Source organism: Halomonas sp. BC04, assembly GCF_000568385.1.
The window spans coordinates 1-13,961 of sequence record NZ_AZQX01000266.1; the positions used below are offsets into that span (position 1 = coordinate 1).

10 protein-coding genes and 4 pseudogenes are annotated in these 13,961 nt (G+C 63.1%); 3 read left to right on the plus strand and 11 right to left on the minus strand.

Going from position 1 to position 13,961, the window contains the following annotated elements; all coding sequences use genetic code 11:
- The 7 genes and pseudogenes from Q427_RS18350 to Q427_RS18375 all read right to left on the minus strand — a co-directional run.
- A partial coding sequence (locus tag Q427_RS18350) for a CaiB/BaiF CoA transferase family protein (RefSeq protein WP_043516560.1) occupies nt 1–483 on the minus strand: 483 nt, incomplete at its 3' end.
- A gap of 158 nt (nt 484–641) precedes the next feature.
- On the minus strand, nt 642–1,823 hold the full coding sequence (locus Q427_RS18355; protein WP_043511791.1) for an acyl-CoA dehydrogenase: 1,182 nt from the start codon (nt 1,821–1,823) through the stop codon (nt 642–644).
- Nucleotides 1,824–1,940: 117 nt separating this feature from the next.
- Nucleotides 1,941–3,125, minus strand: coding sequence for an MATE family efflux transporter (locus Q427_RS18360; protein ID WP_051496513.1), 1,185 nt, complete (start codon nt 3,123–3,125; stop codon nt 1,941–1,943).
- On the minus strand, nt 3,110–3,334 hold the full coding sequence (locus Q427_RS34380) for a hypothetical protein (protein WP_051496514.1): 225 nt from the start codon (nt 3,332–3,334) through the stop codon (nt 3,110–3,112). Before Q427_RS34380 ends, Q427_RS18360 begins: the two co-directional genes overlap by 16 nt.
- Nucleotides 3,335–3,716: 382 nt before the next feature.
- Nucleotides 3,717–4,619: a 3-hydroxyisobutyrate dehydrogenase gene (gene mmsB / locus Q427_RS18365; protein ID WP_043516555.1), complete on the minus strand. Its 903-nt coding sequence runs from the start codon at nt 4,617–4,619 to the stop codon at nt 3,717–3,719.
- Between the two features lie 57 nt (nt 4,620–4,676).
- Nucleotides 4,677–5,830: pseudogene (locus Q427_RS18370) on the minus strand (enoyl-CoA hydratase/isomerase family protein).
- 31 nt (nt 5,831–5,861) lie between these two features.
- Nucleotides 5,862–7,028, minus strand: a complete 1,167-nt coding sequence (locus Q427_RS18375) for an acyl-CoA dehydrogenase family protein (RefSeq protein WP_043516556.1) — start codon at nt 7,026–7,028, stop codon at nt 5,862–5,864.
- 426 nt (nt 7,029–7,454) lie between these two features.
- Here Q427_RS18375 and Q427_RS18380 point away from each other — a divergent pair, with 426 nt between their 5' ends.
- Nucleotides 7,455–7,892, plus strand: a complete 438-nt coding sequence (locus Q427_RS18380) for a MerR family transcriptional regulator (RefSeq protein ID WP_081786080.1) — start codon at nt 7,455–7,457, stop codon at nt 7,890–7,892.
- A gap of 113 nt (nt 7,893–8,005) precedes the next feature.
- Nucleotides 8,006–9,708: pseudogene (locus tag Q427_RS18385) on the plus strand (AMP-binding protein).
- A 368-nt stretch (nt 9,709–10,076) separates the two neighbouring features.
- On the opposite strand, the gene Q427_RS18390 reads toward Q427_RS18385, so the two are convergent.
- The 4 genes and pseudogenes from Q427_RS18390 to Q427_RS18405 form a co-directional block, all read right to left on the minus strand.
- Nucleotides 10,077–10,655: a hypoxanthine-guanine phosphoribosyltransferase gene (locus Q427_RS18390; RefSeq protein WP_043516557.1), complete on the minus strand. Its 579-nt coding sequence runs from the start codon at nt 10,653–10,655 to the stop codon at nt 10,077–10,079.
- Between the two features lie 46 nt (nt 10,656–10,701).
- Nucleotides 10,702–11,714: pseudogene (gene nagZ, locus Q427_RS18395) on the minus strand (beta-N-acetylhexosaminidase).
- Between the two features lie 86 nt (nt 11,715–11,800).
- Nucleotides 11,801–12,318: pseudogene (locus tag Q427_RS18400) on the minus strand (L,D-transpeptidase family protein).
- Between the two features lies 1 nt (nt 12,319).
- Nucleotides 12,320–12,985, minus strand: a complete 666-nt coding sequence (locus tag Q427_RS18405) for a TetR/AcrR family transcriptional regulator (protein ID WP_043516558.1) — start codon at nt 12,983–12,985, stop codon at nt 12,320–12,322.
- 194 nt (nt 12,986–13,179) lie between these two features.
- On the opposite strand from Q427_RS18405, the gene lexA reads away from it, so the two are divergent.
- The gene (lexA, locus tag Q427_RS18410) at nt 13,180–13,824 is read left to right on the plus strand and encodes a transcriptional repressor LexA (RefSeq protein WP_043516559.1); all 645 of its coding nucleotides are present in this window, start codon (nt 13,180–13,182) and stop codon (nt 13,822–13,824) included.
- Nucleotides 13,825–13,961 lie beyond the last annotated feature (137 nt).

Here is a 13,961-nt window from a genome sequence, read left to right on the forward strand (position 1 = left end):
CATCAGTCCGCCCATGGCCTGGATCATGAAGTCGTAGCCGGCGCGGTGGGCATAGGGCCCATCCTGGCCGAAGCCGGTGATGGAACAACCAATGAGCCGGGGGTTCAGTTCATGCAGGCTGGCGTAGTCGAGGCCGTACTTGGCCAGGCCACCCACCTTGAAGTTCTCCAGCACGATGTCGGCACCCTTCGCCAGCTGGCGAATCAGCGCCTGCCCTCGCTCACTGGCAATATCCACTGCCAGCGACTGCTTGCCACGGTTGGCACAGAGGAAATAGGCCGCCACACGTTCGGGATCGCCGTTTTCCGCCTCCAGGTCTTCGGCAAGCCAGGGTGGGCCCCATCCGCGGGTGTCGTCGCCGCGTTCGGGGTGCTCGATCTTGATCACCCGCGCCCCGAGGTCGGCAAGCAGCTGACCGGCCCAGGGGCCAGCCAGCACTCGCGACATGTCGAGGACAGTTATGCCTTCCAGCGGTCGACTCATTCTGACTCCTTCCACACTCGTCGCAGCGGCGGGCAAGCCTGCGAGGAGGCGCTGTGAATACATCCCTGTACGCTACCGACGCCATCCCTGGCGTAGGACCTCCACTTCGGCTTCCCGCCGTCGCTCCTCGCTAGAGGTAGCGTTTGGAACTTGGCGAATTAGTTGGCGAAGGCCTGGATGCCGGTCTGGGCCCGGCCCAGGATCAGGGCATGGACGTCATGGGTGCCTTCGTAGGTGTTGACCGCTTCGAGGTTCATCATGTGACGAATCACGTGGTACTCGTCGGAGATGCCGTTGCCGCCGTGCATGTCGCGAGCGACGCGGGCGATATCCAGGGCCTTGCCGCAGTTGTTGCGCTTGATCAGCGAGATCGCCTCCGGCACCAGCTGGCCGTCATCGATCATGCGGCCGACGCGCAGTGCGGCCTGCAGGCCCAGGGCGATCTCGGTCTGCATGTCGGCCAGCTTCTTTTGGATCAGCTGATTGGCGGCCAGCGGGCGACCGAACTGCTTGCGATCCAGGGTGTACTCGCGAGCGGCATGCCAGCACGCCTCGGCGGCCCCCATGCTGCCCCAGGCGATGCCGAAGCGGGCACGATTGAGGCAGGAAAACGGACCCTTGAGGCCGGTGACGCCGGGCAGGCGCTGGTCGTCGGAAACCTCGACATCCTGGATGGCGATCTGGCCGGTGATGGAGGCACGCAGGCTGAACTTGCCGTCGATCTTGGGTGCGGAGAGGCCGGGCATGCCCTTCTCGAGGATGAAGCCGCGAACCACGCCTTCTTCGTCCCTTGCCCAGACCACGAAGACATCGGCAATGGGCGAGTTGGTGATCCAGGTCTTGGTTCCGTTGAGGCGCCAGCCGCTGTCGGTGCGCACGGCCCGGGTGGACATGCTGCCCGGATCGGAGCCGTGGTCCGGCTCGGTGAGGCCGAAGCAGCCCACCCACTCGCCGGTAGCCAGCTTGGGCAGGTACTTCTCACGCTGGGCATCGGTCCCGAAGGCGTGGATGGGATACATCACCAGGCTGGACTGAACGCTCATGGCGCTGCGGTAGCCGGAGTCGACGCGCTCCACCTCCCGGGCGATCAGGCCGTAGCTGACGTAGTTCATGCCGGCGCAGCCATAGCCGTCGATGGTGGCACCGAGCAGACCCAGCTCCCCCATCTCGTTCATGATCTCGCGGTGGAAGTGCTCGTGGCGATTGGCCTCCAGCACCCTCGGCATCAGTTTGTCCTGACAGTAGTCATGGGCAGTTTGCAGCACCATGCGCTCGTCTTCGTCCAGCTGATCGATCAGGCGGAACGGGTCTTCCCAGGTGACGGGTGTGATCTGGCTCATTGTGGACTCTCCGTGGTGAATATCTACATTTTGATAGAATGTAGACCATGAGCGTCACGCTGCCAACCCCTGGGCCAGGTTTTTTCTCTATCTCACCGCATCTCTCTGCGGGTACACCTAGCTTGATTGCGATACCGGCGGCGCTCGCTCTCGAAGCCGGCGATGGATGAGGCGCCAGGCCACCAGGCCAACCAGTACGTTGGCGATGAACATGCCGATGAAAATGCCGGTGGGGCCTGCCAGGACACTGCCCAACCAGGCGAGCGGCACGGTCAGGGCAAAGAGCCGTATGATCGACAGACGCATGGCCCGCCCCGGCTCATGCAGGGCGTTGAGCGAGGAGACGGCAAGGATGACGACCCCCTGCGCTCCCAGCCCCAACGGCACCCACCACAGGAAAGAGCGCAGCACCTCGGCCATGGCTTCACTGTCGGCATAGCTGCCTACCAGCCAGGGGGCGAGCATTTGCAGCAGCAGCCAGATCGCAAACTGCCAGGCGAGCACGAAGCCGAAGCAGCCGAAGATGGCGCGCCGGACCCGGTCGTGCTGCCCGGCGCCGATATTCTGGCTGACCAGGGGCGGCAGCGTCATGGAGAGCGCCAGGACGGCAATCTGGACGAAAGCGTCGATACGCGTGCCGACACCGAAGCCGGCCACGGCGTGGTGGCCATGGTCGGCGACGATACGCGTCACCAGGGCAAGCGCCATTGGCGTGAAAACGCTGGTGATGGCGGCGGGTACGGCAATGCGCGACAGCTCGCGCCAGGAGTCGAGCATCTCCGCCAGGGGCAAGCGCCGGAAGTCGAGGCAGTCCCGTAGCTCACGCTGCAGGAAAAGCGCCGCGGTCATCGCGCCCCAGCTGATCACGGTGGCGAGGGCGGCCCCCTGGACGCCAAGCTCGGGAAAAGGGCCCACCCCGAAAATCAGTAGCCAGTCGAGCAGCCCGTTGAGCAGGGCCGCCAGTGCCATCATCAAGCCGGGTATCAGGGTATTGCCCTGGGCTCTGAGCACGCTGTTGAGCACCCGGGGCACGATGACGACCGCTGCCCCCAGGTACCAGATGCCCATGTAGTCGCGTACATGGGGCATCAATGCATCGTCGGCGCCCAATAGTCGGAACAGTGGGTCGATTGTGGCCAGCCCCAGCGCGGTCAGGAAAAGACCGACCCCAAGTGCGAGCAGGGCCGCATCGGTGGCGCGCCTGCGCACCGTGTCGAGATCCCCCTGCCCCAGCCTTCTGGCGACAACCGCCGAGGTGCCGATGCCCAGCCCGATGGCCAGGCTGATTACCGCGAAGACCACCGGAAGGTGAAGGAGACCGCAGCCAGAGGCTCGGTGCCCAACCGGGCGATGAACCAGGAGTCCACCAGGTTGAAGCTGAGCATGGCGATCATGCCCCCCACCACCGGCAGGCTCTTGCGCAGCAGTGTCGCAGCAATGGGGCCTTCGAGGAGCTCGCGTCGAACGGGGCGAGGGGATGGCCGATCAACGGATGGCGATGAAAGCGTCATGAAACCTCGAACACGAAAACGGGCACCCGATTGTGCCCGTTTCCTGGAGAAGTGCCAAAGGAAGCCTTGGCGGGGCCCCTGCGGCGCCAGTCGCGATGGGGACCAGCGCTCCTACAGCTGCCTTCTCCACCGACGGTGCCACACCAACTTGTAGGAGAATCTTCAGATCACGACTGGAGGCCGCAGGCCTCCTCCGCGGAGTTGCCAGCGTTCGCGGCCATCACCAGCGTTTCAGTCTCCGCCGGGCGCCTGCCGGCGCCAGTCGCGATGGGGACCAGCGCTCCTACAGCTGCCTTCTCCACCGACGGTGCCACACCAACTTGTAGGAGAATCTTCAGATCGCGACTGGAGGCCGAAGGACTCCCGGTGGTGTTGCCTTGCTTCAGTTCTCTTCGCCGGCGCGGAAGAGTTTCTGGATGCTGGAGAAGTCCTTGCCGCCGTTACCCTGGGACGCATGGAGGGCGAAGAGGTTACGCGCCTGGGAGCCCATCGGCACCGTGGCCTTGCTCTCAAGGGCCAGCTCCCAGGCGAGCCCCAGGTCCTTGGCCATGAGGTCGGTCAGGAAGCCGCCCTGGTAGTCGCGAGACGCCGCCGAGCCTTGCATGACGCCGGGCCAGGGGTTGTAGACGTTGAGCGCCCAGTTGCCGCCGCTGCTCTGCTTCATGATCTCCGAGAGCACAGCGGGGTCGAGGCCGTTCTTGACGCCTAGTGCCAGGGCCTCGGCGGTGCCGCTCATCAGTATCCCCAGCAGCATGTTGTTGCAGATCTTCGCTACCTGTCCCGAGCCAACTTCGCCCGCATGAAAGATATTCTTGCCCATGCCTTCCAGTACGGGCTTGGCCTGCTCGAACCCGGCCTCGGATCCGCCGACGATGAAGGTCAGCGTGCCGGCCTGGGCTCCGCCCACTCCGCCCGAGACGGGCGCATCGAGATAGGTCAGCCCACGTTCGGCAGCGGCGGCACCGACGAAGCGGGCATCCTCCGGCGAGATGGTCGAGGCGTCGATGATCAGCGGCTTGCCTTCCAGGGCATCGAACAGGCCCGGCGAAGACTCTCGGCCGAGATAGAGCCGTCTTACGTGCTGACCGGCGGGCAGCATCGAGATGATGACATCGGCACCGCTGGCGGCGCTCTGTGCACTGGCACAGGCGTTGGCACCGGCTTTTTCCAGGCTCTTCATGGCCGCATCCACCAGGTCGAAAACGCTGACCTCGTGGCCGGCCTTGACCAGGTTGGCGGCCATCGGCGCGCCCATGTTACCCAGTCCGATAAAGGCGATATTCATGCAAGTCGCTCCTGAGAGTCGTTATTGATTGTTGGTTACAGCCGGTAGACCCAGCATTTAATTTACGCGTTCGCCGGTACCGAGGTCACGCAGCGGGTGCGATTCGCTGTTCCACAGCGGCCTCATCAGGGCATCCAGATCGGCCTGTGGCACGCTGTCGACGTCGGCATGCCGCCACCTGGGGTTCTTGTCCTTGTCGATCAGCAACGCGCGCACGCCCTCGGCGATGTCTCCCTGCCGGCAGCACTGCACCGACAAGTTCAGCTCATCGCGGAAGGCGTCCGCCAGGCTGGTAAGCCGATGACGATCCAGCATCAGCCAGACCAGGTGTGCGCTCAGCGGGCTGCCGGCCTCGAGCCGTGTACGGTTGGCGGCTAGCCAGGCATCGTCACGGGTATCGCGCAGGATCTGCTTGACGGCGGTAGGCGCATCGACCTGGCCTACCAGCTTCTGGATATGGTCGAGATGCGGCCATACCTGCGCCTGAGGTGCCGGGGAGCGCTCCTCCATGGCATCGATCGCCGCTTGCACGCCGGCTCGCAGGTCCCGCGGCGTGCGCGCACCGAAATCCCCTTCCCCCAGGGCCTCGAGGAGGGCTTCCCGTCTGTCGCGAGGGACGAAGTGATCCGCCATGCCCAGATCCAGCGCATCCCGGGCATTCAACTGGCGCCGGTGATGCCGAGATAGGCGCCAATACCGGGTGGCATGCGGTTGAGGAACCAGCTGGCGCCGATATCCGGATAGAGACCGATGGTGATTTCCGGCATGGCGATGCGTGTGGTTTCGGTCACGATCCGGTGCGAAGCCCCGGCCGTCAGACCCAGGCCGCCGCCCATGATGATGCCGTCACCCCAGAGCAGGATCGGTTTGGGATAGGTGTGAATCCGGTAATCGAGCCGATATTCCGTCGTGAAGTAGGTCTCGGCAAAGACACTATCGCGACCCGACCCACGGTTCTCGCCCTCCTCGGTCATGGAGCGATACAGGGCCACCACATCGCCACCGGCACAGAAGGCCTTCTCCCCCGCGCCTTCGAGCCAGACCGCCACGATGCTGCGATCCACCGCCCAGGCGTCGAGCTTGGCCATGAGCTGTTGTGCCATGGTCAGCGTCAAGGCATTGAGCGATTTGGGCGCATTGAGGGTGGCCACGCCGATCCGCCCCCCGTCCCTTGTCGGGCGCTCGTCGAAGATGACCGCAAGTTCCGTCATGCCACTGTTCTCCTGATTGTTATCCGTAATCTTACTGCAACGCCTCGATCACACCGTCCGCGAGCAGCCGACGAGCCACGATGACCCGCATGATCTCGTTGGTGCCCTCGAGAATCTGGTGGACCCGGGTGTCACGTACCATGCGCTCCAGCGGGAACTCCCTGAGATAACCGTAACCGCCGTGGAGCTGAAGTGCATCGTTGCAGACATTGAAACCCATGTCGGTGGCGAATCGCTTGGCCATGGCGCAATGGGCCGTCGCGTCCGGGTCGTTGTTGTCGAGCCGCCATGCCGCCTGGCGCACCATCAGCCTCGCCGCCATCAGCTCGGTAGCCATGTCGGCGAGCTTGAACTGCAGCGCCTGGAAGCTGGACAGCTCACGGCCGAACTGCTTGCGATCGGCCATGTAGTTCCGAGCCAGGGTCAACGCATGCTGGGCCGCACCCAGCGAACAGCTGGCAATATTGAGCCTTCCGCCGTCAAGGCCCTTCATGGCCAGCTTGAAACCCTCGCCCTCGTCACCCAGGCGATTGCCGACCGGCACACGGACGCCATCGAAACTGACCAGGCGTGTCGGCTGGCTCTTCCAGCCCATCTTCTCTTCGTTCTTGCCGTATTCGATGCCTTCCGCATCAGCCGGCACCAGGATCGCGGACACCCCACTTGCGCCGCTGTCGGGCCCGCCGGTACGCGCCATGACAATGAGCACGTCGTTGGCACCGGCTCCCGAGATGAACATCTTGGAACCGCTGATGACATACTCGTCGCCATCCCGTACGGCTTTCGTGCGCAGGCTGGCTGCGTCCGAGCCTGACCCCGGTTCGGTGAGGCAGTAGCAGCCCAGGCACTCGCCGCTGACCAGCCGGTCCACCCAGCTTTCACGGAGTGCTTCGCTGCCCCAGCTGGCAACCATCCAGGCAACCATGTTGTGGATGGTAAGATAGGCGGTGGTCGAGATGCAGCCCTGGGAAAGCTGTTCGAAAATCAGCGAAGCATCCAGGCGAGAAAGGCCCAGTCCTCCGCGCTCTTCGGGGATGTAGATGCCGAGGAACCCCGCCTCGCCGGCGCGACGAATGACCTCGACCGGGAAGTGCGAGGTTGCGTCCCATTCGGCGGCGTGGTCGGCCAGTTCGGCCCTGCTGAAGTCGGCGGCCGCCTGAACGAGCGCCTTCTGGTCATCGGTCAGGGAGAAATCCATCGAGGTGTCCTCATGTATCGACTGAATGGTACGACCGAGATGTTCGATCCAGGTAGTGGTATCTGATAGGTCGCCGGATCGCCATGGGTGTGAAAGAGCCCCATTCGCGAAGCCTGATGGCAACCAACCTAGCACTTGCTAGGTTTTATCGCATACATCCCTTGGTCTACAAGCACTTTACGTTAACGTCAACGTCGTCTAGTGTTGCGGTTAAGTGGATGGAAACCGCCAGGAGCCTGTCGGATTTGACCGATCGTCGCGAGAGATTCGGATTTTGAGGCAAGTTTATCGATCTGATGAGGCGAATAGCCCGCTATTTTACGAATCAGATCGAATGAAATTGGCCGAAAGACCGGGTCTCGCAGTAGATCAGCGTTAAGTCTGACAGGCTCCCAAACGGCCCACCAAGACACAGGAAAGGTAGCAATGAGCACAGCCGAACCGGAAGCCACCACTGCAATCAATGGCAGTCTGCCGCAGCAGCGCCGCACCTACTCCATCGGGGAACTGGCCCGGATGTTCGAGGTGACGCCGCGCACCATCCGGTTCTACGAGCAGGAAGGCCTGCTGGCACCTGAGCGCCGAGGGCAGACTCGCATCTATCATGAAAAGGATCGGGTACGACTCAAGCTGACCTTGCGGGGTAAGCGGCTCGGGTTCTCCCTGGCCGAGATACGTGAAGTCATCGAGATGTATGACGCCATGCCTGATGGAAACGCACGCCAGCTCAAGCGACTTCTGGAAATACTGGCCGACAAGCGCACCAACATGGAACGACAGCTCGAGGACATAAGACTGATGCAGCGAGAGCTCGATGACGTGGAGATGCGGGCCCGCGACGTCCTCAAGCGCCTGGATCAGTAGTGATCCTTGACTGCCGGCCTCTCCTGTTGCCGAGTCGCCAGACATCGCCATCCTGAATCCAGCTCGTGTACCAGTTTTCCAATTTATCTTGCAACAACAAGACGGGTAACACCATGACACGCCAACACTCACAGAATCGCGTCCAGAACAGCTACGTCAGCGGTATCAGCGATACCCCACTCAAGGGTCAGACCATCGGCGACTGTTTCGACGAGACGGTGGCACGCTTCCCCGATGGCGACGCCTGCTAAGCCTGCATCAGGGCCTGCGCTATACCTGGACGGAGCTGCAGCACGCGGTGGATGAGGCGGCCCGCGCCCTGCTGGCCCTTGGGGTCAACAAGGGTGACCGTGTGGGCATCTGGTCGCCCAACTGCGCCGAGTGGACCATCACACAGTTTGCCACCGCCAAGATCGGCGCGGTACTGGTCAACATCAACCCCAGCTACCGTACCCACGAGCTGGAGTATGCCCTCAAGCAATCGGGCACCTCGACGCTGATTCTGCAGGGGAAATTCAAGTCGTCGGACTATGTCGCCACGCTGGCCGAACTGGCCCCGGAGCTGCGCGACGGCGCCCCATCAACCTTCTCTTCCGCCAAACTGCCCGAGCTCAAGCGGGTCGTCTGCCTCGATGCGGATCGCACGCTGACCGGCATGTTCAGTTGGCAGGGGATGCTGGCATATGCCGACGAGGTCTCCGCCGATCACCTGGCAGACATCCAGAGCACCCTGCAGTTCGACGACCCGATCAATATCCAGTACACCTCCGGCACCACCGGGGCTCCCAAGGGAGCTACGCTGTCGCATCACAACATTCTCAATAACGGCTTCTTCGTGGCCCGCACCATGGGCTTCACCGAGAAGGATCGCCTGGTGATCCCGGTGCCGCTCTACCACTGCTTCGGCATGGTGATGGGCAACCTGGGCTGCGTCACCCATGGTGCCACCATGATCTATCCGGGCGACGGCTTCGAGCCGGAGGCAACGCTGAAAGCCGTCTCCGATGAGAAGGCCACGGCGCTCTATGGTGTGCCCACCATGTTCATCGCCGAACTGGAGCACCCCAACTTCGCCCAGTACGATCTCTCGACGCTGCGCACAGGCATCATGGCCGGCTCCATCTGCCCCATCGAGGTGATGCGCCAGGTCATCGACAAGATGAACATGGAAGACGTCACCATCTGCTACGGCATGACCGAGACCAGCCCGGTCAGCTTCCAGACCCAGACCGATGCACCGCTGGATAAGCGCGTGACCACGGTCGGTACGATCCATCCCCACCTGGAGGTCAAGCTGGTCAGCCCCGAGACCGGTGCCGTGGTGCCTCGCGGCGAGACCGGGGAGCTCTGCACCCGCGGCTACAGCGTGATGCTGGGCTATTGGGAGAACGAGGAGGCCACCGACAAGTCCATCGATAATGCGGGCTGGATGCACACCGGCGACCTGGCGACCATGGATGAAGAGGGCTATGTGGCCATCGTCGGTCGCATCAAGGACATGATCATTCGCGGCGGGGAGAACATCTATCCTCGCGAGATCGAGGACTTCCTCTACACCCACCCGGCCATCTCCGATGTACAGGTCATCGGCGTGCCCGACGAGAGGTACGGCGAGGAGGTCATGGCCTGGGTCAAGTTGAGCGAAGGCCAGCAGTTGACCGGCGACGAGCTGAAGGAATTCTGCAAAGGCAAGATCGCCCACTACAAGGTGCCGCGCTACGTGAAGTTCGTCGATGAATTCCCGATGACCGTCACCGGCAAGATCCAGAAGTTCAAGATGCGCGAGGAAGCCACCCACGAGCTGGGCCTGGCTTGATTACCTGAAAGTGGGCTGTAGGGGCATCTTCAGATCGCGGCTGGAGGCCGAAGGCCTCCCCGGCGGGGTTGCCGGTGCTGGCGATCACCTCTGACGTTGCGGCCTCCGCCGGGCGCCTGACGGCGCCAGTCGCGATGGGAACCAGCGCTCCAACAAGGCCGGCAACTACCGCACTGTAGGAGGAAGCTTCAGCTCCGGTCCGACGCATCGGCGACTGGAGACCGCAGGCCTCCCCGGCAGTGGTGCCGATGTTGGCGGCTAACGCCGACGCTGCAGCCTCCGCCGGGCGCCTGCGGCGCCAGTCGCGATGCAAAGCAGCGCTCCTACAGCTGTTTTTTCCTGCCGTGTCAGACAATACCCACCAAGTGCTACAACCCCTTCGGTGCAAAGATTCCGGGGGCGTTGCGCCAGTAGCCCTTGTAGTCCATGCCGAAACCGAAGACGTAGCGGTCGACGACTTCCAGACTGCAGTAGTCGGCGCGCAGGTCGGGTACGGCCTTGCGGTCATGGCGCTTGTCCACCAGGACGGCCGTGGAAATGCTCTTGGCGCCGGCCTTGTGACAGTAGTCGAGGATGGCGGCAAGCGTGGTGCCTTCGTCGAGGATGTCGTCGACGATCACGACATGACGGTCGGCCATGGGCACTTCCGGCGAGACGCGCCAGAAGAGATCGCCGCCACGGATACCGCCGCGATAGCGCGTGGCATGCAGGTAGTCCACTTCCAGCGGGAAACCCAGACGGGTCAGCAGATGGCCGGTGGTAATCAGCCCGCCATTCATGACGCAATAGAAGACCGGCAGCTTGTCGCCAAGGTCGGCGGTGATCTGCTCTGCCATGCGGTCGAGAGCGACTTCGACCTCCGCTTGCGTGATCAGGCAGTCGGCACTCTCCATGACATCGCGCATGGTAGCCAGGGACTGGTGGAAATCGGGATCGAGTTTGGGCATTGGGAGCTCATGTCGCTATTGGGAAATCGGGACGGGATGTGATCGGTCAGCCCTGGGCCATGGCCTCGAGGCGGGCGTGGACACGACGCCAGCGCCCCAGTGCTTCCAGGGCTTCGGGCTCCGGACGAGCCCGGCCATAGCGTAGCCGGGTCGCCGGACGTATTGTGCGACCCTGGCAGGCGTCCAGCACCTCCAGGGCGGCGGCGCGATCGTTGCACACCAGCACCATGTCGCAGCCGGCGTCCAAGGCTGCCTGGGCACGCTCATGAGGACCGCCGGCGTATCCGGCGCCGGCCATGCCAAGGTCATCGGAGAAGATCGTTCCCTTGAAGCCGAGCGATTCGCGCAGCAGACCAAGCCAGCTGTTTGAGAAACCGGCGGGGCGAGCGTCGAAGGCACTGTAGATGACATGGGCGGGCATGACGCCGTCGAGGCGACCGGCCAGATCGGCGAAGGGCACCAGGTCATGGGCGCGCAGGACATCAATGGGCCGGTCGTCGATGGGCAGTTCCAGGTGCGAGTCGGCAGCGACGCCGCCGTGCCCGGGGAAGTGCTTGCCGACTGCCGCCATGCCGGCCTCATGCAGGCCGGCCACGAAGCTTCGGCCATGGCGGAAACCGCGACGGGATCGCTGGAAAAGCTGCGATCGCCGATCACACTGGAGATGCCGCAATCGACATCGAGCACCGGTGCAAAGCTGAGGTCGAGTCCACAGGCGGCCATTTCCATGCCCAGCAGCCAACCGGTATCCAGGCACAGCCGCAGCGTGACTTCCGGTGCAATAGCATAGTCGCGGCCAATGCGCCCCATGGAGGGTATCCGGGTCACGCCCTGACGCAGGCGCTGCACCCGGCCGCCCTCCTGGTCGACGGTCAACAGCAGTTCGGGGCGCACCTGGCGTATGGCATCGCAGAGTGAGCGAACCTGGCGAGCATCCTCGATATTGCGGGAGAAGAGAATCACCCCGCCAACCTCGGGGCGCAGCAATAGCCTGCGCTCGTCGTCGGTCAGCTGTGTGCCTTCCAGATCCAGCATCACCGGGCCGAGGGTCTGCGTCATGATCGGATTCCTTGGGCTAGAAGGAGGCTGATTCTAGACCAAAGTTGGCCGAGGTGACAGCCATGCGCAAGCCCCTGACGCACACTTCAGTCATGCAGCCATACGGGGGTGCCCGGGGCGGCCAGCGGGAAGACCTGAAGCAGCGACGAAGCACTCAGGCGAATGCAGCCATGAGAGCGCGGCACGCCCATGGGCTGGTCGGGAGGCGTGCCGTGCAGATAGATATAGCGCCTCTGACTATCGACCTCTCCCCCGCGATTGACCCCCCGCTCCAGCCCACAGAGCCAGACGATACGGGTGAGTATCCAATCGCGATGTGGATGCGCTTCCGCCAGCTCCGGGGAATACCGCTCACCGGTGGTCCGCCGGCCTCTGAACACCGTACCCGTGGGCAGTCCGTCACCGATGGCGGCTCGTACGTAGTGCCACCCCAGCGGCGTGCAGCCGCTCCCCTCCTGCTGACCTGTCCCTGCCAGGGCGGTAGAGACGCTCCACTCGGCCTGGGGCTCGATCCCTGCCAGTGAACCAGACGCTGATTAGCGACATCTATTTCCAGCCAGGTATCCGCTGCCGGTGGCAATTCGGTCAGATGCGGAGTGCGCATGTCAGGTCGCCTCGGCCTTGGATATGGTGGGGGGAGGCAGCGGTGCGTTCATGGCGGCCACCACGACCGGGCGCAGGCGGCGGATGAGGTCACGCACGGTGACATGTTCCTGGTAATCCTGCTCGGCGATATCACGCAGCGCATCCAGCCCCGAGAGGGTAAAGATCACGGTCCCGAGTACGAAGTGTAGCCGCCAGAATCGCTCCGAGTCGGGTAGATCGGGCGTTGCCAGCCGAACCAGATCGGTGAAGCGGGTGAACACACTGCCGTACTCATCCTGGATATAGCGTCGCAGATGTCCCTGGGCCTGGCTGTAGGCGAGGCCCAGCAGCTTCATGAATACCTTGAGGCTGTGACGTTCTCCCGGGACATCCAGCACCGTACGGGCCATGGTTTCCAGCAGGACTTCCAGCGGAATGACATCGCCGGCATGCTCTGCTTCCAGCTCGTCGAGGGCATGGTGGAAGCGCACGGTAAAAGGGTCCAGATAGCGGGCGAATACCGCCTGGATCAGGGACTTCTTGGAGCCAAAGTGGTAGTTCACGGCAGCAAGATTGACGCGCGCCTTGCTGGTGATGGTCCGCAACGAGGTCTCCGCGAAGCCGCGTTCGGCGAACAAGACTTCGGCGGTATCGAGTATGCGTGTGACGGTGTCGGTTTGAGCCATGATCCTGGTCCCGCTGGAAACGAGTGTTTAAAACATTACAAAAGTCTACGTGATTTCAGCAGTTCGCTCAAATTAATTGACAGACATCTGTTTGAAACATGTCTCGCCCCTTGCCAGGCACAGACCTTTTTACTGGATAGACTTCCATGCTGTATACTTGAACAATACTCAAGGCACCGCTACCCGGAGGTCGCATGTCACGCCCCCTCACCTCTCGTCAGCAGAACGTCTTCGACTTCATCGTCAAGACCATGAACGAGTTCGGCTATCCGCCGACCCGTGCCGAAATCGCCCGAGCCCTGGGCTTTCGTTCGCCCAATGCCGCCGAGGAGCACCTGCGGGCCCTGGAACGCAAGGGCGTCATCCGGGTCATCCGTGGTACGTCACGGGGTATTCGCCTGCCGGCCCAGGATGCCGAACCGGTGGCAGGGGAACCCGCCGTGGAAGGCTTGCCCGTCATCGGCGAGGTAGCGGCAGGCAGCCCTATCCTTGCCGCCGAGCACATCGATCGCTACTGCCCCCTGCCACCTGAATTTTTCACCCCTCGTGCCGACTACCTGCTGAAGGTCCGCGGCCTCTCCATGAAGGATGCCGGGATCCTCGAGGGCGACCTGCTGGCCGTGCACCGCACCGATCGCGTCCGCGATGGCCAGATCGTCGTCGCCCGGCTCGAGGACGAGGTCACCGTCAAGCGCTTCCACCGCAACGGCCACCACGTCATCCTCGAAGCGGAGAACGCCGATTTCGCGCCCATCGAGGTGGACCTTCGCCACCAGCCTCTCGAGATAGAAGGCATCGGCGTCGGCGTGATTCGCGGCGGCAGCGGCCAGGCGCTGTGATGCATTCGGTCACGCTCGGCTAGTTGTCGGACGGTCGCCCATGAATCCCATTCGCAAGATTCTGCATGCGGACTGCGACTGCTTCTATGCCGCCGTGGAGATGCGCGACAATCCCGCGCTGCGCGAGATCCCGCTGG